This is a genomic window from Jeongeupia sp. USM3 (assembly GCF_001808185.1).
GTDB lineage: Bacteria > Pseudomonadota > Gammaproteobacteria > Burkholderiales > Chitinibacteraceae > Jeongeupia.
Window position 1 is genome coordinate 1,792,431 of record NZ_CP017668.1, and the last position, 24,364, is coordinate 1,816,794.

The 24,364-nt window shown below is 67.3% G+C and carries 29 protein-coding genes; 13 read left to right on the top strand and 16 right to left on the bottom strand.

Annotated elements, in window-relative coordinates:
* Position 1: 1 nt before the first annotated feature.
* The 4 genes from BJP62_RS08510 to pcnB form a co-directional block, all read right to left on the bottom strand.
* Positions 2-592, bottom strand: coding sequence for an HD family hydrolase (locus BJP62_RS08510; RefSeq protein ID WP_070528918.1), 591 nt, complete (start codon positions 590-592; stop codon positions 2-4).
* 9 nt (positions 593-601) lie between these two features.
* Positions 602-1,393, bottom strand: coding sequence for a 3-methyl-2-oxobutanoate hydroxymethyltransferase (panB, locus tag BJP62_RS08515; RefSeq protein ID WP_070528920.1), 792 nt, complete (start codon positions 1,391-1,393; stop codon positions 602-604).
* A 139-nt stretch (positions 1,394-1,532) separates the two neighbouring features.
* Entirely contained in the window at positions 1,533-2,048 is a 516-nt protein-coding gene (gene folK / locus BJP62_RS08520) for a 2-amino-4-hydroxy-6-hydroxymethyldihydropteridine diphosphokinase (RefSeq protein ID WP_070528923.1), read from the bottom strand.
* Entirely contained in the window at positions 2,048-3,382 is a 1,335-nt protein-coding gene (gene pcnB, locus BJP62_RS08525) for a polynucleotide adenylyltransferase PcnB (protein WP_070528924.1), read from the bottom strand. The genes folK and pcnB overlap by 1 nt, the downstream gene beginning before the upstream one ends.
* A 188-nt stretch (positions 3,383-3,570) precedes the next feature.
* On the opposite strand from pcnB, the gene BJP62_RS08530 reads away from it, so the two are divergent.
* The 7 genes from BJP62_RS08530 to BJP62_RS08560 all read left to right on the top strand — a co-directional run bounded on the left by BJP62_RS08530 (position 3,571) and on the right by BJP62_RS08560 (position 9,418).
* Positions 3,571-4,431, top strand: coding sequence for a PhzF family phenazine biosynthesis protein (locus BJP62_RS08530; RefSeq protein WP_070528926.1), 861 nt, complete (start codon positions 3,571-3,573; stop codon positions 4,429-4,431).
* Positions 4,432-4,662: 231 nt separating this feature from the next.
* Positions 4,663-5,823: a D-alanyl-D-alanine carboxypeptidase family protein gene (locus BJP62_RS08535; RefSeq protein WP_070528932.1), complete on the top strand. Its 1,161-nt coding sequence runs from the start codon at positions 4,663-4,665 to the stop codon at positions 5,821-5,823.
* Positions 5,824-6,038: 215 nt separating this feature from the next.
* Positions 6,039-6,920 carry a D-amino acid aminotransferase gene (locus BJP62_RS08540; protein ID WP_070528933.1) on the top strand — a complete coding sequence of 294 codons (882 nt, stop codon included), beginning with the start codon at positions 6,039-6,041 and terminating at the stop codon, positions 6,918-6,920.
* Positions 6,917-7,210: a YbeD family protein gene (locus BJP62_RS08545; RefSeq protein ID WP_070528934.1), complete on the top strand. Its 294-nt coding sequence runs from the start codon at positions 6,917-6,919 to the stop codon at positions 7,208-7,210. Before BJP62_RS08540 ends, BJP62_RS08545 begins: the two co-directional genes overlap by 4 nt.
* Entirely contained in the window at positions 7,207-7,851 is a 645-nt protein-coding gene (gene lipB / locus BJP62_RS08550; RefSeq protein ID WP_083300796.1) for a lipoyl(octanoyl) transferase LipB, read from the top strand. Before BJP62_RS08545 ends, lipB begins: the two co-directional genes overlap by 4 nt.
* A gap of 37 nt (positions 7,852-7,888) precedes the next feature.
* Entirely contained in the window at positions 7,889-8,854 is a 966-nt protein-coding gene (gene lipA / locus BJP62_RS08555; protein WP_070528936.1) for a lipoyl synthase, read from the top strand.
* 102 nt (positions 8,855-8,956) lie between these two features.
* The gene (locus tag BJP62_RS08560; RefSeq protein ID WP_070528938.1) at positions 8,957-9,418 is read left to right on the top strand and encodes an acyl-CoA thioesterase; all 462 of its coding nucleotides are present in this window, start codon (positions 8,957-8,959) and stop codon (positions 9,416-9,418) included.
* A gap of 1 nt (position 9,419) precedes the next feature.
* Here BJP62_RS08560 and BJP62_RS08565 read toward each other — a convergent pair whose 3' ends face one another.
* The 4 genes from BJP62_RS08565 to BJP62_RS08580 form a co-directional block, all read right to left on the bottom strand.
* Positions 9,420-9,716, bottom strand: coding sequence for a hypothetical protein (locus BJP62_RS08565; protein ID WP_070528940.1), 297 nt, complete (start codon positions 9,714-9,716; stop codon positions 9,420-9,422).
* Between the two features lie 156 nt (positions 9,717-9,872).
* On the bottom strand, positions 9,873-11,510 hold the full coding sequence (gene groL / locus BJP62_RS08570) for a chaperonin GroEL (protein WP_070528944.1): 1,638 nt from the start codon (positions 11,508-11,510) through the stop codon (positions 9,873-9,875).
* A gap of 54 nt (positions 11,511-11,564) precedes the next feature.
* Positions 11,565-11,855: a co-chaperone GroES gene (gene groES, locus BJP62_RS08575; protein WP_070528946.1), complete on the bottom strand. Its 291-nt coding sequence runs from the start codon at positions 11,853-11,855 to the stop codon at positions 11,565-11,567.
* Between the two features lie 269 nt (positions 11,856-12,124).
* A complete protein-coding gene (locus tag BJP62_RS08580; protein WP_070528949.1) occupies positions 12,125-12,829 on the bottom strand; it encodes a LuxR family transcriptional regulator in 705 nt (234 codons plus the stop codon).
* A gap of 313 nt (positions 12,830-13,142) precedes the next feature.
* On the opposite strand from BJP62_RS08580, the gene BJP62_RS08585 reads away from it, so the two are divergent.
* Both BJP62_RS08585 and BJP62_RS08590 read left to right on the top strand, forming a co-directional pair.
* Entirely contained in the window at positions 13,143-13,676 is a 534-nt protein-coding gene (locus BJP62_RS08585) for an acyl-homoserine-lactone synthase (protein WP_205700990.1), read from the top strand.
* 479 nt (positions 13,677-14,155) lie between these two features.
* Positions 14,156-14,683, top strand: a complete 528-nt coding sequence (locus BJP62_RS08590) for a pyridoxamine 5'-phosphate oxidase family protein (protein WP_070528955.1) — start codon at positions 14,156-14,158, stop codon at positions 14,681-14,683.
* A 137-nt stretch (positions 14,684-14,820) separates the two neighbouring features.
* Here BJP62_RS08590 and BJP62_RS08595 read toward each other — a convergent pair whose 3' ends face one another.
* Entirely contained in the window at positions 14,821-15,705 is an 885-nt protein-coding gene (locus BJP62_RS08595) for a LysR family transcriptional regulator (protein ID WP_070528957.1), read from the bottom strand.
* A gap of 127 nt (positions 15,706-15,832) precedes the next feature.
* On the opposite strand from BJP62_RS08595, the gene BJP62_RS08600 reads away from it, so the two are divergent.
* From BJP62_RS08600 to BJP62_RS08610, 3 genes are all read left to right on the top strand, one after another.
* Positions 15,833-16,474, top strand: coding sequence for a glutathione S-transferase family protein (locus BJP62_RS08600; protein WP_070528960.1), 642 nt, complete (start codon positions 15,833-15,835; stop codon positions 16,472-16,474).
* Positions 16,475-16,637: 163 nt separating this feature from the next.
* Positions 16,638-18,662 (top strand): pyridoxamine 5'-phosphate oxidase family protein, encoded by a 2,025-nt coding sequence (locus tag BJP62_RS08605; protein ID WP_070528962.1) that lies wholly within the window; start codon positions 16,638-16,640, stop codon positions 18,660-18,662.
* Between the two features lie 168 nt (positions 18,663-18,830).
* Positions 18,831-19,076 carry a hypothetical protein gene (locus tag BJP62_RS08610; RefSeq protein ID WP_070528965.1) on the top strand — a complete coding sequence of 82 codons (246 nt, stop codon included), beginning with the start codon at positions 18,831-18,833 and terminating at the stop codon, positions 19,074-19,076.
* Positions 19,077-19,082: 6 nt separating this feature from the next.
* Here the strand turns inward: BJP62_RS08610 and BJP62_RS08615 are convergent, their stop codons facing one another.
* The 7 genes from BJP62_RS08615 to BJP62_RS08645 form a co-directional block, all read right to left on the bottom strand.
* Positions 19,083-19,505 carry a VOC family protein gene (locus BJP62_RS08615; protein WP_070528968.1) on the bottom strand — a complete coding sequence of 141 codons (423 nt, stop codon included), beginning with the start codon at positions 19,503-19,505 and terminating at the stop codon, positions 19,083-19,085.
* A gap of 140 nt (positions 19,506-19,645) precedes the next feature.
* Positions 19,646-19,849, bottom strand: coding sequence for a zf-HC2 domain-containing protein (locus BJP62_RS08620; RefSeq protein WP_070528969.1), 204 nt, complete (start codon positions 19,847-19,849; stop codon positions 19,646-19,648).
* Positions 19,836-20,429: a sigma-70 family RNA polymerase sigma factor gene (locus BJP62_RS08625; protein WP_205700991.1), complete on the bottom strand. Its 594-nt coding sequence runs from the start codon at positions 20,427-20,429 to the stop codon at positions 19,836-19,838. The genes BJP62_RS08620 and BJP62_RS08625 overlap by 14 nt, the downstream gene beginning before the upstream one ends.
* Positions 20,430-20,454: 25 nt before the next feature.
* Complete coding sequence (locus tag BJP62_RS08630) at positions 20,455-20,901, bottom strand: DoxX family protein (RefSeq protein WP_070528973.1); 447 nt, start codon at positions 20,899-20,901, stop codon at positions 20,455-20,457.
* Positions 20,901-21,626, bottom strand: coding sequence for a DNA-binding domain-containing protein (locus BJP62_RS08635; protein ID WP_070528974.1), 726 nt, complete (start codon positions 21,624-21,626; stop codon positions 20,901-20,903). Before BJP62_RS08635 ends, BJP62_RS08630 begins: the two co-directional genes overlap by 1 nt.
* Positions 21,620-22,465: a DUF692 domain-containing protein gene (locus BJP62_RS08640; RefSeq protein WP_070528977.1), complete on the bottom strand. Its 846-nt coding sequence runs from the start codon at positions 22,463-22,465 to the stop codon at positions 21,620-21,622. The genes BJP62_RS08635 and BJP62_RS08640 overlap by 7 nt, the downstream gene beginning before the upstream one ends.
* A 43-nt stretch (positions 22,466-22,508) precedes the next feature.
* Positions 22,509-22,754, bottom strand: coding sequence for a DUF2282 domain-containing protein (locus BJP62_RS08645; protein ID WP_070528980.1), 246 nt, complete (start codon positions 22,752-22,754; stop codon positions 22,509-22,511).
* Positions 22,755-23,020: 266 nt separating this feature from the next.
* Between BJP62_RS08645 and BJP62_RS08650 the strand changes: the two genes are divergently transcribed.
* Positions 23,021-24,364, top strand: a complete 1,344-nt coding sequence (locus BJP62_RS08650) for an adenosylmethionine--8-amino-7-oxononanoate transaminase (RefSeq protein ID WP_070528983.1) — start codon at positions 23,021-23,023, stop codon at positions 24,362-24,364.

A 24,364-nucleotide genomic window follows, 5' to 3' on the forward strand; every position in this document is an offset into this window, starting at 1 on the left:
GTCAGGGCTTGAGATCGCCGCGGGCGACGGCATCGTCGAGGCCGGCGCGCAGCCTTGCCCAGACGCCGGGCAGCACCGGCTCGACCTTGGGCTGGTTCATCGCGACCACCTGCGATACGCCGATGCCGTGCTCGCGCCAGCTCTGGCCGCGGTTGTTGATGTTCTGCAGCATCGGCATCACCCGGTCGATCGCACGGGCGAAGCGCGCGTCGTCGTCGCTGCCGTGCGAGAAATCGTGCCACAGCGCGAACAGCGCCCTGCCGGTGTCGTCGGGCAGCAGGCCGAACAGACGCTCGGCGCCGGCCAGCTCCAGCGCCTCGGCGGCCCGGCGCTGCGCCGCGTCGTAGACCATCACGTCGCCGGCGTCGATTTCGGGGATGTCGTGGACCAGCAGCATCTTCAGCACCCGGTCGATGTCGACCGGGACCGCCGATTCGGGCGCCAGCGACAGCGCCAGCATGGCGATCTGCCAGCTGTGCTCGGCGGTGTTCTCGCGCCGGTCCAGCCCGATCGGCTTGTTCCGGCGCAGGATGCCCTTGAGCTTTTCCAGTTCGAGGGCAAACGCGAAAATCGCGTCGAGACGTTCGGCCATCGCGCGGCCTCAGTAGCTGTGTTCGGCGGCCGGGAAGGTCGCGGCACGCACCTCGTTCACGTAGGACTCGAACGCGCCCTGGATGCTGGAGACGCCGTGCATGAAGTTCTTCACGAAGCGCGCCTTCTTGCCCGGGTAGACGCCGAGCATGTCGTAGACGACCAGCACCTGGCCGTCGACATCGACGCCGGCACCGATGCCGATGGTCGGCACCGTCAGCGATTCGGTCACGGCTTTCGCCAGCTCGGCCGGGACCATCTCCATCAGCACCATTGCCGCGCCGGCCGCCTGCAGCGCCAGCGCATCGCGCTTGAGCACCTCGGCCTCGTGCTGGGTCTTGCCCTGGATCTTGAAGCCGCCGTAGACGTTGACCGACTGCGGCTGCAGGCCGATGTGCGCACACACCGGAATGCCGCGCGCGGCAAGGAAGGCGACGGTCTCGACCATCACCATGCCGCCCTCGATCTTGACCATTTCGGCGCCGGCGGCCATCAGCTTCGCGGCGTTCTCGTACGCCTGCTGCGGGCTTTGCTGGTAAGCGCCGAACGGCAGGTCGGCCAGCACCAGCGCCTCGCGGTTGCCACGGGCAACACAGGCGGTGTGGTAGACCATCTGGTCCATCGTCACCGGCAAGGTGCTGGTCTGGCCCTGGATCACGTTGCCGAGCGAATCGCCAATCAGCAGGATGTCGACCCCGGCCTCGTCCATCAGCGTGGCGAAACTGGCGTCGTAACACGTGAGCATGACGATCTTCTGGCCGTCCTGCTTCATCTTCTGCAGCGTGGTAATCGTGGTCTTCATTGCGTAATCCCGTGGGTTGTTGGGCAGACAGCACGGCAGCGGGGTAACGCCGCCGCGTGGGGCATTATTCCACCAGCAACGGCGCCGCGCCCATACGTATTGTTGCCGAGGGCGCTGTGTGACCTGGATCAGTGCGGATTCAGAACCGCCGGCCGCTGCCGGCCATCCGTTCGATGGCCTGACCGGCGACCGCCGCCAAGCCGTCCTTCGCCGGGCCGAAGCCGGGGATGACGACGTCGGGGGCGATCTCGAGCAGCGGCAGCAGCACGAAGGCGCGCTCGTGCATGCGCGGATGCGGCACGCTCAGTTGCGGCAGCTGCAGCGTCGCGTCGCCGTAGAGCAGCAGGTCGAGGTCGAGCGTGCGCGGCGCATTGCGGAAACTGCGATGCCGCCCCAGCCCGGCCTCGATCGCCAGCAAGGCGTCGAGCACCGCCGGCGCCGCCAGCGTCGTCTCGATCCGGGCGACGGCGTTGTGGAAGTCGGGCTGGTCGGCGTAACCGACCGGCGCGCTGCGGTAGTAGTCGGACACCGCAACCAGCGTCGAGCCCGGCATCGCGGCCAGTGCGTCGACGGCGGCGTCGAGCTGCCGCGCCGGATCGCCGAGATTGGCGCCCAGCGCGATGTATGCGGTGACGCCCGAGGGCGCGTCGACCATCACGCGCCGCTGGCCTGGGCCGCGGCGGGCTTCTTGCGGCGCGGCTTGCGCTTGCGCTGCACGCCGCCCTTGTCGCTGCCGGCGACATTGGCGATCAGCGCCGAGCGCGTTGCGTCGTCGCAGTACTGGAACTGCTGCCACCAGTCGGCGAGTGCCTTGTCGGCCAGGCCGCACTGCGCGCGCAGCACGAGGAAATCGTAGGCGGCGCGGAAGCGCTGCTGCTCGAGCAGGCGGAACGGCCGCTGGCCGACGCGCTGCTCGAAGCGCGGCTGCATCAGCCACACTTCCTTCATCGCCGCGCTGTAGCGGTTCGGGATCGCCAGCCGTTTGCTCACCCGGTCATCGACCTCGTTCATCGCCGCGACCAGCGCCGGCGTCGTGTGCTCGCCGGCGGCTTCCTTCTTCTTCCACAGCGTCTCGACGTCGTGCCACAGCAGCGTCGCGAACAGGAAGCCGGCCGACACCGGCTTGTCCTCGGCCAGCCGCGCGTCGGTGTTCTCGAGCGCACGCTGGACGAAGGTCGCCGCGTTCGGATCGTCGAGCTGGCGCTCGAGGATCGGCAGCAAGGACCGGTGCAGCCCTTCTGCGCGCAGCGCCGACACACAGGCCCAGGCCTTGCCCGACAGCAGCAGCTTCATCGTTTCGTCGAACAGCCGCGCGCTCGGAATGTTCTCGAGCAGGCTGGTCAGCGTCGCGATCGGCTTCTTCGTCGCCGGCGCGATCGTCAGCTCCAGCTTGGCGGCAAGACGCACCGCACGGAGCATCCGCACCGGGTCTTCGCGGTAGCGCTGCGCCGGATCGCCGATCATCACCAGCTGGCGGCGCTCAAGGTCGTCGACGCCATGGTGGAAGTCGAGGATCTCTTCGCGGTTCGGGTCGTAGTACAGCGCGTTGACGGTGAAGTCGCGGCGCGATGCATCTTCCTCGATCGTGCCGTAGACGTTGTCGCGCAGGATGCGGCCGGCGTCGTCGGTCGGCGCCTCCGACGCGCTGCGGAACGTCGTCACCTCGATGATTTCCTCGCCGTCGCGGTCGTAGAACGGTACGTGGACGATCTTGAAGCGGCGGCCGATGATGCGCGAGCGGTGGAACACGTGGCGCACCTGCTCGGGCGTCGCGCTGGTGGCGACGTCGAAATCCTTGGGATGCTTGCCGAGCATCAGGTCGCGCACGGCGCCACCGACGATGTAGGCGTCGTAGCCTGCGGCCTGCAAGCGGTCGCAGACCTTGATCGCCCCCGAGTGCAGCTGGTCGCGGCGGATGCCGTAGTGTTTGGCGTGCAGGACGCGCTTGCCGGGGCGGCGAAGCACTTTTCCGATCAGTTTGCGGATCATTCGCGGGTCAGGAGTAGTTTGATTGCTTGACGCTGCATTATACAGCCGTGCGCGGCGGCGGCCTGTTGCAAAACGTAGCGCTGCCGCGCCCTTGCCGGCTGTGGCGGCGACAAGGGCGCCGGATTGTCACTGTTGCCGCCGCCGGCAGCATGCTTGAATGACGGTCCCGTATCCTGCCGGAGCCCGTCATGCACACGCTGCACTACCAGGTCGTCAACGTCTTCACCGCGCCGGACGGCAATCCGTTCAGTGGCAATCCACTGGCTGTGTTTCCACACGCAGACGGCGTTTCCGACACGCGGATGCAGGCGATCGCGCAGCAGCTCAACCTGTCCGAGACGACCTTCGTCCGCCGGTGCGCCGATGGCCATGCCGACGCCGACGTGCGCATCTTCACCCCCGGCTACGAGCTGCCCTTCGCCGGCCACCCGACGCTGGGGACGGCGGCGGTGCTCGACGCCGAGCGCGGCCTCGGCGGCGAAGTCGCGCTGCACTTCCCGGCCGGCACCGTCCCGGTGTCGATCCGCGACGGCCTCGCGACGCTGACCGCGCAGCCGCCGCGCTTTCGCGATGCGCCGGACGACGCGATTCTGGCCGCCGCGCTCGGACTGCCGGCCGACCGCTTTGCCGGCCGCGCGCGCTTTGTCGATACCGGTACCGAGCAGCTGGTCGTCCCGGTTGCCGGCGCCGACGACGTGTTCGCCTGCCAGCCCGACGTGACGCTGTTCGGCGCCGCGGCGGCCAACGGTCGCGGCCGCGCCCAGGCGCTGGTGTGGGCGCCGTCGGATACCGGCATCGTTGCGCGCTTTTTCTGGGTCCAGGCCGGGCAGATCGGCGAGGACTTCGGCACCGGCTCGGCCTGCGCCAACCTCGGCGGCTGGCTGCTCGGCCAGGGGCAGTCGCTGCCGTTCACGTCGGCGATGCTGCAGGGCCACGGCGTCAACCGGCTGGCGCACCTGCAGCTCGACCTGACCGAAGCCGGCGCGATCCGCGTCAGCGGCCGGGTCAAGCGCATCGGCCACGGTACGTTTGAACTGCCGGACGAATGATCACTCCAAGGTCCAGCCCCGCAAGGGGCGAGCGCATGCCATCCGTCGGTGCAAGGTAATTCGCACGACCGCCACGGCAGACCCGGCCCGGATGGCGGTTCTATAATCGCCGGTTCAGAGCTTGGCCCGGCAGGCGAAGCCGTCTGCCCGCATCCGGTGCGGGGAGACGGTGCTGCCGCCCGACGCGCCAAGCTCCTGTTCCGCCCCCTCTTCAAGAGCGTTGCCCCACCAATGACTATCCGCCGTACCTTCGCCCTCGCCGCCCTCGTCGCCCCGCTCGTGTCGATGACCGCCCAGGCATTCACGCCGCCGCCGCCGGACATTGCCGCCAAGGCCTATTTCCTCTCCGACTACCAGAGCGGCGCCACGCTGGCCGCGCGCGATGCCGACACCCGGATCGAGCCGGCGTCGCTGACCAAGCTGATGACCGCCTATGTCGTGTTCAAGGCGATCAAGGAAGGCAAGCTCAAGCTCGACCAGCAACTGACCGTCTCGGCCGCCGGCATGAAGGCCGGTGGCGGCAGCGGCGGCTCGACGATGTTCCTCGACCCGCGCACGCCGGCCACGGTCGACCAGTTGATCAAGGGCATGATCGTCCAGTCCGGCAACGACGCCTGCGTGACGCTGGCCGAAGCCATTGCCGGCAACGAGGAAGTGTTCGCCCAGCTGATGAACCGCGAGGCGCAGCGCCTCGGCATGAAGAACAGCCACTTCTCGAACTCGACCGGCCTGACCGATCCGAACCTGTACACGACGACGGCCGACCTGGCCAAGATCGCCGCGGCGATCATCCACGACTTCCCCGAGTTCTATCCGATCTACTCGATGAAGGAATTCACCTTCAACAACATCAAGCAGGGCAACCGCAACCTGCTGCTGTACCGCGATCCGAACGTCGACGGCATGAAGACGGGCCACACCGCGTCGGCCGGCTACAACCTCGTCGCGTCGAGCAAGCGCGACGGCCGCCGGGTGATCTCGGTCGTCGTCGGCACCACCGGCGACCAGGTGCGCGCGGCCGAATCGTCCAAGCTGCTGAACTGGGGCGTGCAGTTCTTCGATACACCGAAGGTTTACTCGGCCGGCCAGAGCATCGCCACCGTGCCGGTGTGGAAAGGCAAGACCGACGAGGTCAAGGCCGGCTTCCTCGAGGACCGCTACCTGACGGTGCCGAAGGGCGACGCCGCCAAGATCAAGCTCGACTTCACCAGCCAGCAGCCGCTGATCGCGCCGATCGCCAAGGGCCAGCCGATCGGCTCGGTCAAGGTCAGCCTCGACGGCAAGACACTCGGCGACTACCCGGTCGTCGCGATCGAACCGGTCGCCGAGGCCGGCATCTTCGGCCGCGCGTGGGATGCGATCCGCCTCTGGTTCAAGCAGCTCTTCAACTAAGCCCCGCAGCTTGCTGCGCCTTTGCATCTCGCGACCGTCCGGTGCCCGGCAAGGGGGCTGCCTTCGGGTCGTGCCCCAAGGGCACTTCCTTCGGGGCGTCCTCATGGGCCATGTGCCCATTCCGGAGTCTGCGCTTCGGTCGATCGCGAGCTGCTGCGGCTCTCAGCGCTGCCCGGCTTGATCCGCAACAGTGAGCCGAGGCGTAAACTGTCGCCATGAACGTACCCGACCTCACCGCCTACCTGAACGGCCGCTTCGCCCCGCTGGACGATCTGAGCGTGCCGGTGCTCGACCGCGGCTTCCTGTTCGGCGACGGCGTCTACGAGATGATTCCGGTCTACAGCCGCAAGCCGTTCCGGCTCGGCCAGCATCTCGACCGGCTCGCCGCCAGCCTCGCCGCCGTGCAGATCGCCAACCCGCACACGCAGGCCGAATGGCGCGAGATCGTCGAAACGCTGATCTCGCGCCAGCCCTTCGACGACCAGTCGATCTATCTGCAGGTAACGCGCGGCGCCGCCTACCCGCGCAACCACGCCTTCCCGGCCGATGCGACACCGACGGTGTTCCTGCTCGCCGACCCGCTGACCAGGCCGGCGCCTGCCCACGTGGCCGACGGCATCGCCGCGATCACGCAGGCCGACGTGCGCTGGCTGCGCTGCAACGTGAAGGCGATTTCACTGCTCGCCAACGTGCTCGCCAAGCAGACCGCGGTCGACGCCGGCGTCGCCGAGACGGTGCTGCTGCGCGACGGGCTGCTGATCGAAGGCTCGGCCAGCAACATCTTCGTGGTCCGGGACGGCGTACTGCTGGCGCCGCCGCCGTCGCACCTGATGCTGACCGGCATCACCTACGACCTGGTGCTCGAACTCGCGGCCAAACACGGCCTGCCGCATCAGGTGCGCGAGGTCAGCGAGGCCGAACTGCGCAGCGCCGACGAAGTCTGGCTGACATCGAGCAGCAAGGAAGTGCTCGCCATCGTCACGCTCGACGGCCGCCCGGTTGGAAACGGCGTGCCCGGCCCCATCTACAAAGCCATGTACCGGCATTACCAGGCGTTCAAGGCCGGGGTGATGCACACCGGCAAGGATACCCAATGAACACGAATGCACCGCCCCCGCCGCTCGAAGAACTGGTCGATTTCCCGGCCAGGCTGCCGATCAAGGCGATCAGCCACAAGCAGGTCAGCCACGACGAATTCCACGCCGTACTGTTCGCGCTGTCGTGCGAGCACGTCCCCGGCGTCACCGCCGACGTGCTGACGATCCGCCCGAGCAGCGCCGGCAACTACTTTGCCGCAACGCTGATGATCACCTTCGACAACGCCGATCAGGTGCGGGCGCTCGACGCCGCACTGCGTGCGCACCCGCTGGTGCGGATGGTGCTGTGAGCGAGGTGCTCGTCCCGCCGGCGATCCGGCAGCTCGGCCTCGCCGATTACGAGACCACGTGGCACGCGATGCAGGCCTTCACCGACGCCCGCGATGCGGCCACGCCGGACGAAATCTGGCTGCTCGAACACCCGCCGGTGTTCACGCTCGGCCAGGCCGGCAAGCCCGAACACATCCTGCAGCGCGGCGATATTCCGGTCGTCAAGATCGACCGCGGCGGTCAGGTCACCTATCACGGCCCCGGCCAGCTGATTGCGTACACGCTGCTGGACCTGCGACGGCTCGGTTTCGGCGTGCGCGAGCTGGTGCGCCGGCTCGAGAACAGCGTGATCGCGCTGCTCGCCGACTACGGCATCGAATCGTACGGCAAGGTCGATGCACCGGGCGTTTACGTGCAGGACGCCCGAGTCGAGGGCGGCGGCGAAGCCAAGATCGCCGCGCTCGGCCTGCGCATCCGCAACGGCTGCTGCTTCCACGGCCTGTCGTTCAATGTCGGCATGGACCTGAGCCCGTTCGCGATGATCAACCCCTGCGGCTATGAAGGCCTGCGCGTTGCCCAGCTGAACGATTTCGGCTTTGCGGAGACACCGGCAACGTTAGCCGGTAAAATGGCCGACAAAATCCTGCAACAAATCAACTGATTAACCCTGTTCACCGCAAGGTTGATCGGCACGGATCATGACCCAAGACACCAAGAACGCCCCCGTTACCGCCGGTACCAAACTCAAGGGCGAAGCCAAGACCGCCCGCATCCCGATCAAGGTGGTCCAGCTCGAAACCAAGCTGAAGAAGCCCGAGTGGATCCGCGTGCAGGCACCGAGCCTCAACGGCCGCTTCGGCGAGATCAAGCAGATTTTGCGCGAGCAGAAACTGCACACGGTGTGCGAAGAAGCGTCCTGTCCCAATATCGGCGAGTGCTTCGGCAAGGGTACGGCGACGTTCATGATCATGGGCGACATCTGCACCCGCCGCTGCCCGTTCTGCGACGTCGGCCACGGCCGGCCGAACCCGCTCGACGCCAACGAACCGGTCCATCTGGCCGAAACCATCGCCGCGCTCAGGCTCAAGTACGTGGTGATCACCTCGGTCGACCGCGACGACCTGCGCGACGGCGGCGCCCAGCATTTCGTCGACTGCATCAGCCTGACCCGCGCCCAAAGCCCGGACACGCAGATCGAAGTGCTGGTGCCGGACTTCCGCGGCCGGCTCGAACTGGCGCTCGACCTCTTCGGCCAGGCGCTGCCGGACGTGATGAACCACAACCTCGAAACCGCACCGCGGCTGTACAAGCAGGCGCGCCCGGGTTCGGACTACCTGCACTCGCTCAAGCTCCTGAAAGACTGCAAGGCGATGTACCCTCAAGTCAAAACCAAGTCCGGCATCATGGTCGGCCTCGGCGAAACCGACGAGGAAGTCGTCCAGGTCATGCACGACATGCGCGCGCACGACATCGACATGATCACCATCGGCCAGTACCTGCAGCCGTCGAACGGCCACCTGCCGGTGCTGCGCTACGTGCACCCGGACCAGTTCAAGGCATGGGAAACGCTGGCGTACGAGCTGGGCTTCAAGCACGCCGCGGTCGGCGCGATGGTGCGGTCGAGCTATCATGCAGATCAGCAGGCGCATCAGGCCGGTGTCTGATCGCCGCCCCATTAGCCGGCTGCGCCTTCGCGGCCCAGTCCGGCAGCACAAAAAAACGCCGGGCTTGCCCGGCGTTTTTCCATGCCCAACGAGGATAGACCGATGACCGACCTGCCCCGCCACCAGCTGACCATGACCGTGCTGATGACGCCGGACATGGCCAACTTCTCCGGCAATGTCCACGGCGGTGCGCTGCTCAAGCTGATGGACGAGGCCGCGTATGCCTGCGCCAGCCGCTTTGCCGGCGCCTACTGCGTGACGCTGTCGGTCGACCAGGTGACCTTCAAGCAGCCGGTCCATGTCGGCGAGCTCGTCACCTTTCTCGCCAGCGTCAACTACACCGGCCGGACGTCGATGGAGGTCGGCATCAGCGTGATCGCCGAGGACATCCGCGCGCAGACGGTCCGGCACACCAACAGCTGCTATTTCACGATGGTCGCGCTCGGCGACGACAGGCGCCCGTTCGAGATTCCGGCCCACGTGCCCGATGGCGAGACGGAAACCCGGCGCTGGCAAGAAGCCGACCAGCGCCGCATCCAGCGGCTTGCCGCGGCCCGGCGCTAGCTCACAGCCGGGCGACCAGCCCCCAGATGTCCGGCGGCCGCGCCAGCGGAATCTTGCGGACCAGATCGTAGACGCGCGACAGCACCATCAGCTCGCTGGCAACCGGCAGCGGAAAACCGCGCCGGTCACCGCGATCGTCGATCAGCAGCGCATTGAAATAGTCGTCGAGCTCGGGTTTGCCCCACAGCCCGGCAACCCGGTCGGCAATGCGCGGAAACAGCCGGATCAGCTGATCCGGGTAGGCCTGCGCGTACGGCCCGACGCATTCGCGCAGTTGGGACTCCAGCAAGGTGCTCATCGCTCATCTCCGGATTGGCGCCCCGGCGCCAGGCTGCCGTCTGTTGCGGCGCCAGTTTCACGCTAGACCACCGGCCGCGCCGCGCCCAGTCCGGCCGACCAACGAAAAAACGCCACCCGAAGGTGGCGTTTCGTTTGCTGCAGGGTCAGGCCGGACTCAGAAGTCCATGCCGCCCATGCCACCCATGCCGCCGCCCGGCATCGCCGGTGCGTCGTCCTTCGGCAGCTCGGCGACCATTGCGTCGGTCGTCAGCAGCAGGCCGGCCACCGAAGCGGCGTTCTGCAGTGCCGAACGGGTCACCTTGGCCGGGTCCAGCACGCCGATCTCGACCAGATCGCCGTACTCGCCGGTCGCGGCGTTGTAGCCGTAGTTACCGGTGCCTTCGACAACCTTGTTGACCACGACCGACGGCTCGTCGCCGGCGTTGGCAACGATCTGGCGCAGCGGTGCTTCGATCGCCTTCAGCACGATCTTGATGCCGGCGTCCTGGTCAGCGTTGGCACCCTTGATTTCACCCATGTTGGCACGGGCGCGCAGCAGCGCAACGCCACCGCCGGCGACGATGCCTTCCTCGACCGCAGCGCGGGTCGCGTGCAGCGCATCTTCGACGCGGGCCTTCTTTTCCTTCATTTCGACTTCGGTCGCAGCGCCAACCTTGATCACTGCAACGCCGCCGGCCAGCTTGGCCACGCGCTCCTGCAGCTTCTCGCGGTCGTAGTCGCTCGACGATTCTTCGATCTGCGCGCGGATGGTCGCAACGCGAGCCTTGATCGCGTCTTCCTGACCGGCACCGTCGATGATCGTGGTGTTTTCCTTCGCCACTTCGATGCGCTTGGCCTGGCCCAGTTCGGCCAGCGTGGCCTTCTCGAGCGAGAGGCCGACTTCTTCGGCGATCACGGTACCGCCGGTGAGGATGGCGATGTCTTCGAGCATGGCCTTGCGACGGTCACCGAAGCCCGGTGCCTTGACGGCAACGGTCTTGAGGATGCCGCGGATGTTGTTGACGACCAGGGTCGCCAGCGCTTCGCCATCGACGTCTTCGGCGATGATCAGCAGCGGACGGCCGGCCTTGGCGACTTGCTCGAGCACCGGCAGCAGGTCGCGGATGTTGCTGATCTTCTTGTCGAACAGCAGCACGAACGGGTTTTCCAGCAGCGCGATCTGCTTGTCCGGATTGTTGATGAAGTACGGCGACAGGTAGCCGCGGTCGAACTGCATGCCTTCGACCACCGCGAGTTCGTCTTCCAGACCCGAACCGTCCTCGATGGTGATCACGCCTTCCTTGCCGACCTTGTCCATCGCTTCGGCGATCTTCTGGCCGATCACTTCGTCGCTGTTGGCCGAGATCGAGCCGACCTGGGCGATTTCCTTGCTGGTGGTCGTCGGCTTGGCGATCTTCTTCAGCTCGGCGATCAGCGCGATCACGGCCTTGTCGATGCCGCGCTTCAGGTCGGTCGGGTTGAAACCGGCAGCGACGTACTTCAGGCCTTCGTTGACGATGCCCTGGGCCAGCACGGTAGCGGTAGTGGTGCCGTCACCGGCGATGTCGCTGGTCTTGGAAGCGACTTCCTTGACGAGCTGCGCGCCCATGTTCTCGAACTTGTCCTTCAGTTCGATTTCCTTGGCGACCGACACGCCGTCCTTAGTGATCGTCGGGGCGCCGAACGAGCGCTCGAGCACGACATTGCGACCCTTCGGGCCCAGGGTCACCTTGACCGCGTCGGCGAGGATATTGACGCCGGCAACCATCTTCGAACGGGCGGAATCACCAAACTTGACTTCTTTTGCAGCCATTTTCCAGATACTCCTGAATTCTGTAGGTAAAAGTTAAATCGCGCGGGCCGGAGCTCAGTGCTCGACGACGCCCATCACGTCTTCTTCGCGCATCACCAGCAGTTCTTCGCCGTCGACCTTGACGGTCTGGCCGCTGTACTTGCCGAAGATCACCTTGTCGCCGACGGCAAGGCCGAGCGGACGAACCGAACCGTTTTCCAGGACCTTGCCGTTGCCGACGGCGACGACTTCGCCCATGTCCGGCTTTTCGGCGGCGTTGCCCGGCAGCACGATGCCCGAAGCGGTCTTTTCTTCGGCTTCGACGCGCTTGATGACGACGCGGTCATGCAAAGGACGGATTTTCATCGTTGATTTCTCCTGAAGGATGAATGACGCGAACGAAACACGATCACGTTCGCGGGAACATGGATTCAGAGTGGCGAACATCATCCTGCCGACAGCGTTGGGCTCGTTGCCGTACTGCGCCGGATTTGTTCAGCCGCTCTTAGCACTCGGTGCTAATGAGTGCCAATAATAGGGACGGCATCGGCGGTTTTCAAGGGCGGGCGGGCGAAAATTGTTCCGCCTCGCCGGGCTGCGGCTCCCTCCCCGGCCGGGCCGCGCAAGCGCGGCGATCAGCCGAAGAGCAGCAGCTTGATCGCCGCCTGGACCTTGTTCCGGCTGCCGGTCTTTTCCAGCGCGTTGTAGATGTGATAATTGACCGTCCGGGTCGAGATTCCCAGGATCGAGCCGATCTCGTCGGCCGTCTTGCCCTCGGCCGTCCACATCAGCACTTCGCGCTCGCGCGGCGACAGCGTATCGATCGCCGGCTGGGGCACCTTGGTCCGCAGAATCCGCCCCATCGCCACATGCGTATAGTTGGCCAGCACGCGGACGCTCAGTTCCAGCCGGTGGACCTCCGGCAGCGAGATCGGCTCCTGCGTCCGCCCGAGACTGAGCAAGCCGTATTCGCCATGCGCGCCCCAGCTGGACTGGGCCACGCCGTGGAGGAGGCCGAATTCGCCGGCCTCCCGCCAGAACTGCGGTGCCGGCGGCAGTGCATCGCCGTGCCAGACGATCAGCTCGTCGGTCTGCCTGCCCATCCGCACGGTAGGGTCGACGGCGAGCAGACCGTGCTCGCGGTAGTGGTTCATCCAGCCATCGGGATAGGTATCGAAAACACGGGTCGTCGACTGGGTGGCCGACTGCTGCATGCTGACGCCGTAGCAGCAGTAGTCGAAGCCGAGCGCGCCGGCCAGCGACGCAACCTGCCCGAAAAGCCGGTGTTCGTCATCGATGTGCTTCCACTCCTGATGGAACGACTCAAGTCGATCGATCACCCCGTACCTCCGTCACAAAGCCAAGCCCGCCGGATGTTCTCCGGCCAGCATAACCGTCAAATCCAGTTACACCATAAATATTATTATTTCCTGTTAAATACAAAAGAAAGTTGTTTGTAATTATCAAACTGACATTACGCCATTCGCATCGCCACCCCGGCGCGGGCCCCGTCACAGCGGCGGTCATCGGCCCCCTGTCAGTTTTGACAGTTTCCCTCGTGCGCATTTCGCGCCATTCAACGTTGGCGTTTTCAACGAGAGGAGCTGAAAAATGCAGATGGATTTTTGCGAAGGAAGCTGCTTGAGCGGCGACATGAGGACGAAGATCGCGCGATTTCGTCACAAGGTCTTCGTGCAGCGGCTGGGCTGGGAGCTGCCCGGCGTCAGCAACGGGCTGGAGAGCGATCAGTACGATCGTGCCGATACACTCTATATCACCCTGCGCAGCGCACAGGACGAGGTCGTCGGCTGTGCCCGCTTGCTGAGCACGACCGGCCCCTACCTGCTGAAGGACCACTTTCCGCAGCTGCTCGGCAGCGCACACGTTCCCTGCTCCAGCAAGGTCTGGGAGCTGTCCCGCCTGGCCGCGGACCGGCCGGCCGGGGCGGGTGCCGGCGAATTCGAGTGGGCGATACACCGGCTGTTGGCGGAAACGGTCCGTGTCGCTTACGAAAAGGGCGCACACCAGCTGATCGGCGTGACCTACGCCAGCATGGAGCGCCTGTTCGGCCGCATCGGCGTCAAGGCGCACCGCGTCGGGCCGTCCGAGCGGATCGACGGCCGCATGGTCGTTGCCAGCCGGATCGAACTCGACCGCACGACACTGGGCGCATTGAGGATCGCGTAAGCCGGCAACAGGCCTGAGATACAGATCAACCGGCGTCCTCCCGGCCCGGACGGGAGGACGTTCCGGGCCTGGCCGGCACTCGCGGATAAAGCCGCTTCTCCATCCGGCGGCTGTCAAGACTGACAGTTGAATCCGGTGGGTTCTGATCAAGAATCAAGGTGAAATCTTTCTTGAAAAGAAATTTAACGCCATGAAAAAGTCAGAATCAATCGGAGACATGCGGGTGTGGCCGTTGAACGAACGGGCCGCCTTTCATCCGCCACCGGACACGCCACCGGAACGTCACGACCTGCCGGAGCGCACTGAACCGTTCCAACCCGACTGCCGTACACGCCGTGGCAGGGAAGACGGCATGCAGCAGCCAGACACCGGGAGCCGGAACGGACCGTCGCGTCGTGTTCGCGCGCAGAGGCGGCAAGACCGGAATCGGGAGCGTGTGCGCACTGGCATGCCGCCCCCCCGTGCAATGGAGAGGCAGCATGGCTGAAGACCTCCGCCCGTTCTCGCAACGTGCCGCGCTGCTGCTGCAGGGCGCGCGTCTGGTCACGCTGGCGACGACTGACGCCGACGGCCGCCCCTGGGATCTGACGGCAAATTATGTGTTTCTGGCCGGTCGCCCCGTCCAGCTGTTGTGGTACTCGATGCGCGACGCCCTGCATGCCCGCAACATCGCGGACAACCCGCGCGTCACCGGCTCGATTTTTCGCGTCGACCTCGCGCCGCCAGTGCTCGAGCCCGGTCTCGACGGGCTGCGGTTCAGCGGCAAGGCCAGGGCCGTCGCCGGCGGCGACGTCGAGCTTGCCCACGAACGCTACTTCCGGCTCGGCTTTCCCGATGAACAGCTCCGCAAACAGTGGATGCTGCCGCTGGCCGACTTTACCGAGGCCGGTTCCCGATGCTTCTACACACTGACGATCGAAGCGTGGTGGCTGCTCGACATCGGCCGGCAGCAAGACAGGCAGGACCGCCACGGCAACCTCCCCGAACCCGCGCAAATCGCGCCATAGCATCTTTGCAGGGTTTAGACGTCGGCCATTGAACCGACGCCGCCACCCGAAGCGCCGGGCCGGACGGCGCGCCGGCTGCCCGTCGAGGCCGTCACCCGCCGGGGGCATCGGCCCACCGCGGGCGGCATCCTCCGCGTTCAGCCGCCGCCCAGCGCCTGTTTCATCCACGCGACGAAGAGCCGGGTCCGGTTGGGCAGCAGGCCGGCGTGCGGGTAGACGAGGCTGATCGGTTGCGACGGACGCTGATAGGGCTGCAGGATCACCCGCAGACGCCCCGCGGCAAGATGGTCGGCCACCTGATACGACAGGAACTGGCCGATGCCCAGGCCGGCGACGCAGGCGTCGACGGCCGGCAGGCCGTGGTTGCATTCGAGATTGCCGGCGATCGCCACGCTGATCTCGCGCCCCTGCTCCTGGAACAGCCAGGTGCCGCGGCCGTTGCCGGTGAAGCGGATGCAGTTTGCCCCGGCCAGCTCGCGCAGCTGCTGCGGAACGCCATGCCGCGCCAGATACGCCGGGCTGGCCACGACGACGCGATGGATCTCGCCGACCTGCCGGGCGATCAGGCTCGAGTCGTCGAGCGCGCCGATGCGCACGCCGACGTCGATGCCTTCTTCGAGCAGATTGACGACGCGGTCGAGCAGGATCAGCCGGCACTGGACCTTCGGGTGCGCCTGCAGGAAGCGCGTGACCGCCGGCGCGACGTACATCTGGCCGTATAGCACCGACGCGGTGACGACGAGCCGGCCGCTGGCTTCGTCCTGCCGGTCCGACAGCCGCTGCTCGGCCTCGTCGACCGCGCCGAGAATGTGCCGGCAGCTGTCCAGATAGGCGCGGCCTTCGTCGGTCAGCGACAGCCGCCGCGTGGTCCGGTTCAGCAGGCGCACGCCGAGCGCCTCTTCGAGCGCCGCGAGCGTGCGCACGACGGCCGGCAGCGACGACGCGAGCGCGCGGGCGGCGCGCGTCAGGCTGCCGTGTTCGACGATCGCGACAAAAGTTTGCATCGCACGCAGTTTGTCCATCGTTCCATCCTGGGGGGGCACCGGAAAACTACTCCACAAATCGGAGTAGTCAAATCATTGAATCACCATTTATTCGAATAGTGAATCTATCCAGAATGCATATCACTCACCACCCGAGGACGCCATCATGAACGCACCGCAACACCCGATCCGGCTCTACCGTCATCGTCTGTCCGGCCACAGCCACCGCGTCGAACTCTTTCTCGGCCTGCTCGGCCTGCCGTATGCGCTGGTCGACGTCGACCTGAAGGCCGGCGCGCACAAGACGCCGGACTTCCTCGAACTCAACCGCTTCGGCCAGGTGCCGGTCATCGACGACAACGGCACCGTGCTGGCCGACTCGAACGCGATCCTCGTCTACCTGGCAGCACGCTATGGCAACGGCCACTGGCTGCCGGCCGATCCGCTCGGCGCCGCGCAGGTACAGCGCTGGCTGTCGGTCGCAGCGGGCCCGCTCGCCGCCGGCCCCGCCATGGCGCGGCTGGTCAACGTGTTCGGCGCCAAGCTCGACGCGCCGGCCCTGATCGCCCGCAGCCACGCCTTGCTGGCGGTGATCGAGGCCGAGCTCGCCGGACACGACTGGCTGGCCGGCACCGGCGCCACGCTCGCCGACGTCGCCTGCTACAGCTACATCGCCCTCGCACCGGAAGGCGACGTGTCGCTGGCCGACTACCCGCGCATCCGCAGCTGGCTGGCGCGCATCGAGGCCCTGCCCGGCTTCGTGCCGATGGAGCAGACGCCGGTCGGCCTCGCGGCCGCGACGGCCTAGAGCGCCCGACACTGCTGGCGGCGTTGCACTCACTGGCGACTTGGTACTGTTGCGACCCCGTGGGACGTTTCGTACGCCTTGCCAGCATTGCTGCGCCGGGTTTGCGCCCGGCAGGACGTGCCCTTGGGGCATCAGCCGCTTTTAACCCGTACAGGAGACGACGATGGCACTGCCCGGCTGGCCCCACGAGGCCTCCCCCTTCCATGCCGGCGAGCAGGAAGTCCAGCGCCGCGTCGGCGTGCGCGACAAGGTCGAATCGATCGGCCGCCAGGTCGTGCGCGACCACATGCCCGAGCAGCACCGCGAATTCTTCGCCCAGCTGCCTTTCATCGTCGTCGGCGCCGTCGATGCGGACGGCCAGCCCTGGGCGACGCTGCTGGCCGGCGAACCGGGCTTCGCCCGGTCGCCCGATCCGCGCACGCTGCGGCTCGCCGCACGGCCGGTCGCCGACGACCCGCTCGCGGCGGCGCTGTACCCCGGTGCGGCGGTCGGCCTGCTCGGGATCGAACTGGAAACGCGGCGGCGCAACCGGATGAACGGCCGGCTGATCGAGGGCGATGGCCTGAGCATCGCCGTCGAACAGAGCTTCGGCAACTGCCCGCAGTACATCCAGCGGCGCGATTACCGCCGGGTCGAGCCCGACGCCACCGTGCCGCCGCCCGAATCGGCAACGGCGCTCGATCCGGCGGCGATTGCGCAGATCGGCGCCGCCGACACCTTCTTCATCGCGACGCACTTTGCCGAGGCCGGCGAAACCAGCGGCCGCGACGGCGCCGACGTCTCGCACCGCGGCGGCAAGCCCGGCTTCGTCCGCGTCGACGGCGACACGCTGGTCTGGCCCGATTTCATCGGCAACTTCCACTTCAACACCCTCGGCAACCTGCTCGCCAATCCGCGCGCCGGCCTGCTGTTCCCGGACTTCGCCAGCGGCGATCTGCTGTTCGTCGCCGGCCGCGGCGAGATCGTCTGGGACGGCGACGAACTGCAGGCATTCGCCGGCGCCGAGCGGCTGGTGCGGTTCCGGGTCGAGCGGATGCTGCGGCTGCGCGGGCGGCTGCCGCTGCGCTGGGCGCTGCAGGAAACATCGCCGATCCTCGCCGGCACCGGCGACTGGCAGTCGGTCGACCAGGCGGTGGCGCTCGCCGGGCTCGCCGACCGCTACCGGCCGCTGCGCGTGCTGCGGCGCGAGCAAGAGAGCGAAACGATCACCTCCTTCTACCTGCAACCGGCAGACGGCCTCGGCGTGGTGCCGCACCTGCCCGGCCAGTTCCTGCCGATCCGCGTCGACGTACCGGGGCTGGGGGCGCTGACGCGGACGTATTCGCTGTCGCAGGCGGCGGACGGCGAGACGTACCGGATTTCGGTCAAGCGCGACGGCCGGGTGTCGAACCACCTGCACGACGCGCTGCAACCCGGCGACAGGCTCGATGCGCAAGCACCGCGCGGCCGCTTCGTGCTCGATGCGGCAAGCACCCGGCCGGTCGTGCTCCTGAGCGGTGGCGTCGGCATCACGCCGATACTGGCGATGCTCGACACGCTGGCACCGGCGCACGGGGTACGCTTCCGCCCACGCCCGGTCTGGTTCATCCATGCGGCGCGCAACGGCCGCGAACACGCATTCGGCCGGCTACTGCGCGACCGGCTGGCCGTGCACGACAAGCTGCATGTCCACGTCCGCTATTCGCAGCCGATTGACAGCGACCGGCCCGGTCACGACTACGACAGCGCCGGCCGGGTCGACGCCGACCTGTTGCGCTGCCTGCTGCCGCTCGACGACTATGACGTCTACCTGTGCGGCCCGGACGGCTTCATGCGCCAGGCCTACTGGGCGCTGCGTGGGCTCGGCGTCGCGCGCGACCGGATCCACTACGAATTCTTCGGCCAGGGCGAGCCGCTCGAGGCCGTACCGCTGCCGGCCACACCGCAGCTAGCCACACCGCAGCCGGTCCGCTTCGTCCGCAGCGGCATCACCGCCGAGTGGCAACCGGGCACGACCCTGCTCGAACTCGCCGAAGCCAGCGGACTCAGCCCGGCGTACAGCTGCCGCTCCGGGCTGTGCGGCAGTTGCAGCACCAGGATCGGCGAAGGCGCGGTGTGCTATCCGGCGCCGCCGGCCCACGCGCCGGCCAGCGGCGAAGCGCTGATCTGCTGCGCGGTCCCCGCCGGGCCGGTTACGCTGGAACTGTGACGGCCGGGCAGCCGCCGGCCCGGATCGGGGCAGGAAGACGGCCGGTAGTCTGCACATTGACGACGTCTGGCGTAATTGCTTACAGTTTTTCATCAATTCGCCGTAATTTCGGCAAACTTGTAAGAAATATCACGCCAAGGTCATACAGGCCGACTACAATAGCCTTCTATGAATTTCAAACTTCCCGACGGCATCAAGGATGGTGATCATCCATCGCTGCTGTTTGCCAATTCTCCCGCCACGATCAGGCCGGAAGAGCGCGCGCAACAGGCTGCCCACGCCCGCCATCTGGCGCTGGTGCAGCTGAAGAGCGCGGTCAAGCTGCGGCTTGTCGCCAAGGCACGCGAACTCGGCGAGACACCGGAACAGCTGCTGAACGAGCTGTCCCGGATGTACCAGCAACAGGCCGTCTGACCGTCGCTACTGCTCGCAGTTGATCATCCAGCCGATCCCGAACCGGTCGGTCAGCATGCCGAAGCCCTTGGCCCAGAACGTCGGCTGATACGGCATCTGCACGCTGCCGCCATCGGCCAGCGCATCGAACAGCTGGCGCCCCTTCTCGACACCGTCGACGGCGATCGACAATGCACAGCCGCTCATCGCCGTCGGCGGCGAATCCGGCATGCCGTCGGACGCCATCAGCTGCGTTTCGCCGACGGTGAAGTTGCAGTGCATGATCTTGTCCTTCCATGCAGCGGCGCTCTCCGTCCCGCCGCATTGCGCCTCGGGCGGTGCCTCGCCGTAGCGCATCAGGAACCCCACTTCGGCCCCGATCGCCTTCTGGTAGAACGCCAGCGCCTCCTCGCAGTTGCCGTTGTAGAACAGGTACGCTTGCACTTGCATGATGTACTCCTTGCCAGGTGAGCGCCGCGGCGCAGTGGACACTTTTTAGCCCGCGAGCCCTGCACCGGCAAGGCGAACAGCCATTCGAGCAGGCCGGAAGGCAGCCGCACCGTGCGAGCACCGGACGCCCGCTCGTCGATTCAGTCGGCTGCGGGCGGGTCGTCGGGGAGGTCGCCGTCGCGCAAGCGGTGGCCGGCCTGTCGCAGCACCCGCAACTGCTGCCGGAAGTTGCGGCACCCGGCGCACAACGGCAGGTGCGCGTGCACGGCCAGCCATTCGTTCGGGCTCAGCGGCCGGTCCAACGCGTCGGACAGCAGCTTCGAGACGGTCTTACAGTTGGCCATGGTCGTCGTCTCCCGAGAAGCCCTTTTCGGCCAGACAGGTACGCAGCCTGAGCCGCGCCCGGTACAGCAGCACGCTGCCGTGGTTGGCGCTGATGTCGAACTCGGCGCAGAGCTCGCCCATCTCCAGCCCGAGAAACTCGCGCGCCATGAAGACCCGGCCGTACTGTTCGGGCAGATGCTCGAGGCAGGCCTCGAACAGCCGCCAGAACTGCCGCTGCGCCAGCAGGGTCTGCGGATCGGGCCACGCCTGCGGCCTGAGCGGTTTGTCCCAGTGGCCGCCGGCATCGAACAGCAGCAGGTCGAGTGCCGCGTCGTCGGCATCCAGATCGGCCAGGTTCACGAGCCTGCGCCGCTGCCGCAGCACGTCGATGATCTTGTGCCGCAGGATGCCGAACACCCAGGTCTTGTGCGCCGACTGGCCGGCAAACTCGCCGGCCTGCAGCCACGCAGCCGCCAGCGCCTCCTGCACCGCATCCTCGGCCGCCGCGTTGTCGCGCAACTGCAGCCGTGCAAAGCGGAGCAGGTCGCGCCGCAAACCGGCAAGGTAGCTGCGGTCGGCCCAGTCACTGCACTGATTCAAGAGCATGCCCCGTATCGAACCGGATTCAGGCCCGGTCACGCTGCCAGAACCGGTCGAGCGACCAGGGGCCGCAGCCGTGGATCAGCAGGTAGCCGAGCAGCACGCCCCACAGCACGTGGTCCTTGAGCGCGACCGCCTCCAGCCCCGGATACGATATCACCGCCATCGCGTTGACGACGAACAGCCCGGCCGCGGCGAAGCGGCCGAACAGCCCGAGCACCAGCAGCACCGGCAGTACGAGTTCGCCGGCGGTCGCCAGCGGTGCGGCAACCGCCGGCGCCAGCAGCGGCACCTGGTACTCCTCGGTGAACAGCAGCAGCGTCGTGTCCCAGTCGCGGAGCTTGGTCAGCCCGGACAGGAAGAACGCCTTCGCGACATAGAACCGCGCCGCCAGCGCGAACAGCGGTGCCAGCCTCGCGATCAGTACCTCGCTCCGGCAGTAACAACGCCCAAGCTTGCCCAGCCAGTCCATCAGGCCATCTCCTTGAAATCGCAAATCAGTCCCTGCCCGAACAGCCACGCCAGCTGCGGCTCCGGCTCGCCTTGGGCTCCGGCCAGCGCCTCGCCGACGCTGGCCCCTGCCTGCAGCACCGCCAGCCAGCCGGCCGCATCGCCGTCGATGCGGCGCCAGCCGTCGCGCCAGACCAGCACCGCCTGGCCACCGGCGCCGAGGTCGGCCGGCGCGCCGCCATCATGCATGGCCGCGATGTCGGCGATCGGCCAGCGTGCCGAGGCGACCAGCGACAGCGCCGGATCGAAAACCAGCGTGCACCGGGCGAAGCGATCGGTATCGAGCGCCGCCAGCCGCGCCGGATCGAGCGGCGCGGCATCGGGCGCATACCAGGCGCGGTGGCGCGCCCAGTCGAGCCGGGCAACATCGGCCAGATACGGCAGCGCCCGCGCCGGCGCGAAGCCGTCGAGAAAACCGGCCAGCGCCGCGCCGTCGTCGTGCAGGTTTGCCGACGCGGCCGGCACCGCGATCACGTAGGCACGCGCCATCGCGCGGAACCAGTCGCGGCCGACCAGCGCCGACACGGTCGGGAAGGCGGACTCGAGCGCGTCGATCCGGTTCAGCCGGACGTTGTTGCGGTAGACGGCCAGGTTGGCCCGCGTCGCGGCGGCGATGCACGGCGGTGCATCCGCATCGTCGGCCAGCGCCGCGGCAAAGGCGGCAAGCGTATCGGCGTAACTCAGCATGCCGGCGCCTCGCACGCGGCATCGACACGCAGCACCAGCCGCCGGTATTCGGCCAGCAGTTCGGCCAGCGGCGGCAGCCGGCTGTCGCGCTCGAGCAGCACCGGCTGCGGCCCGAAGCGCGCCAGCGCCGCGTCGAGCAGGGCCCACACCGCGTCGCAGACCGCCGCGCCGTGGGTGTCGATCGCCACACCGTCGCAGACCTCGAAGCCGGCGACATGGATTTCACCGACGCAATCCGAAGGCAGGGCGGCGATTTCGGCGAGCGGATCGGCGCCGAGGTTGAGCGCATTCACGTACAGGTTGTTGACGTCGAGCAGCACGCCGCAGCCGGTGCGCACGACCAGCGCCGCGAGCAGCTCGGCCTCGCCGCAGCTTTCGCCGTCGAAGGCGACATAGCGCGAGACGTTCTCGATCAGGATGCGCCGGCCCAGCGCGGTCTGGACCGCGTCGATGCGCTCGGCCAGCAGCTCGAGCGCCCCGGCGATCCGCGGCACCGGCAGCAGGTCGTTGAAAAAGCGCCCGGGCACGCGGTTCCAGCACAGGTGCTCGGAAACCAGCACCGGCTCGATCCGCCCGACCAGCGCCTTGAGCTGCGCCAGATGCACCGGGTCGAGCGGCGCGGCGCTGCCGAGACCGAGGCCCACGCCGTGCAGGCTGACCGGATAGTCGGCGCGCACCGCCTCGAGCTGGGCGACGGCCCGGCCGCCGCCGAAATAGTTTTCGCTGTGCACTTCCCACCAGCCGACGTCGGGGCGCTGCGCCAGCACGTCGGCGACGTGCGGCGAACGCAGGCCGAGGCCGGCGCAAGAAGGCGAGGGAATCTGAAGGAACGGGTTCATCGTCTTTGCGTGGCGGGCCGCACGCGCGGCCCGCCGCCCGGCTTTACATGGGCTTCATCGAGCCGCCCAGCTTGGCGCAGGTCCCCGCCGGGACGTACTTCCATTCACCGGCATCCATGTCCTTGCTCGCCTGACCGGCACACGAATGATTGTTGCCCTTGCAATCGTTCTGCCCCGCCTTGGCGACGCCGTAACACTTCTCCTTCTCGGCGGCGAGCGCCGGCGCCGACAGCGTTGCCCCGAGCACGGCGGCGAACGCCGATGCGAGCAGCAGTTGCTTCTTTTCCATGGTGATCTCCAAACAAGTCGATGGATGGGAGCCGCAAACCGGCCCTCACCCACCAGAGTCGGACAGCGACGGTCGATATGACAGCGACGGCGCAAGAAAACCGGCCACCGTCCGTCCGAACGGTCGAAACGGTCGGCCCCCGTAAGAAATAGATCGCTTCGGACCACCGAACGATGACGACGCAAGAAGGCCACAGCGACAGCAGGCACGCCCCTTCCGGCCCGGCGTTGCGGCTACAATGGGAGGCCGAATCCGCAAGTTTTCCCATGGCCAACTCCGACCTGCTCGCCCGCAGCCTTGCTGCCGTGTGGCACCCGTGCACCCAGATGAAGCGCCATGAGGCGCTGCCGCTGATTCCGATCACGCGCGGCGACGGCGCGTGGCTGGTCGATGCCGACGGCCGTCGCTACCTCGACGCGGTGTCGAGCTGGTGGGTCAACCTGTTCGGCCATGGCGAGCCGCGCATCAAGGCGGCGATCAAGGCCCAGCTCGACGAGCTCGAGCACGTGATGCTCGCCGGCTTCACCCACGAACCGGTGGTCAGGCTGTCCGAGCGCCTCGGTGCGCTGACCGGCCTCGGCCACGCGTTCTACGGCTCCGACGGCGCATCGGCGGTCGAGATCGCACTGAAAATGGCCGCGCACTACTGGCGCAACGTCGGCCATCCGGCCAAGCACCGCTTCGTCTACCTCGAAGGCAGCTACCACGGCGAGACCGCCGGCGCGCTGGCAGTCACCGACGTGCCGGTGTTCCGCGATGCGTACGCGCCGCTGATCGGCCAGCACTTCGTCGCCCCCAGCCCCGATCCGCGCCGCGCGCTGCCCGGCGAATCCGCCGACGACGTTGCCGACCGCGCCGCCAGCCGGCTCGATCACCTGCTGGCGCGCCATCACGGCGAGATCGCCGCGCTGATCATCGAGCCGCTGGTCCAGGGCGCCGCCGGCATGGCGATGCATTCGCCGCGCTACCTGCAACTGGTGCGCGCCGCGTGCGATCGTCACCAGGTATTGCTGATCGCCGACGAGATCGCCGTCGGCTTCGGCCGCAGCGGCACGATGTTCGCCAGCCAGGGCGCCGGCATCCAGCCGGACCTGATCTGCCTGTCCAAGGGCATTACCGGCGGTTTCCTGCCGCTGGCGTGCGTGCTGTCCAGCGACGCGCTCTACCGCGCCTTCTACCACGACGACGTCTCGCGCGGCTTCCTGCACTCGCACTCGTACACCGGCAACCCGCTCGCCTGCGCCGCCGCCAACGCGGTACTCGACATCTTCGAATCCGACGACGTCATCAATGCCAACCGCGCCAGGGCCGAACGCTGGGATCCGCTGTTCGACCCGCTGCGCGCGCATCCGAACGTCGTCCACTTCCGCCGCACCGGCATGATCTGGGCATTCGACGTCCGGGGCGCCGGCGACGGTTTCGCCCAGCGCTACTTCGCCGCCGCACTCGAGCAGGGCCTGCTGGTCAGGCCGATCGGCGACACCGTCTACTTCATGCCGCCCTATGTGCTAAGCGACGATGAAGCCCGGCTGCTCACCGACGGCGCGCTGGCGGCGCTCGACGCCGCACTCGCCACCGCCGGCCATACCCAGGATCTGCCACTCGCCTGA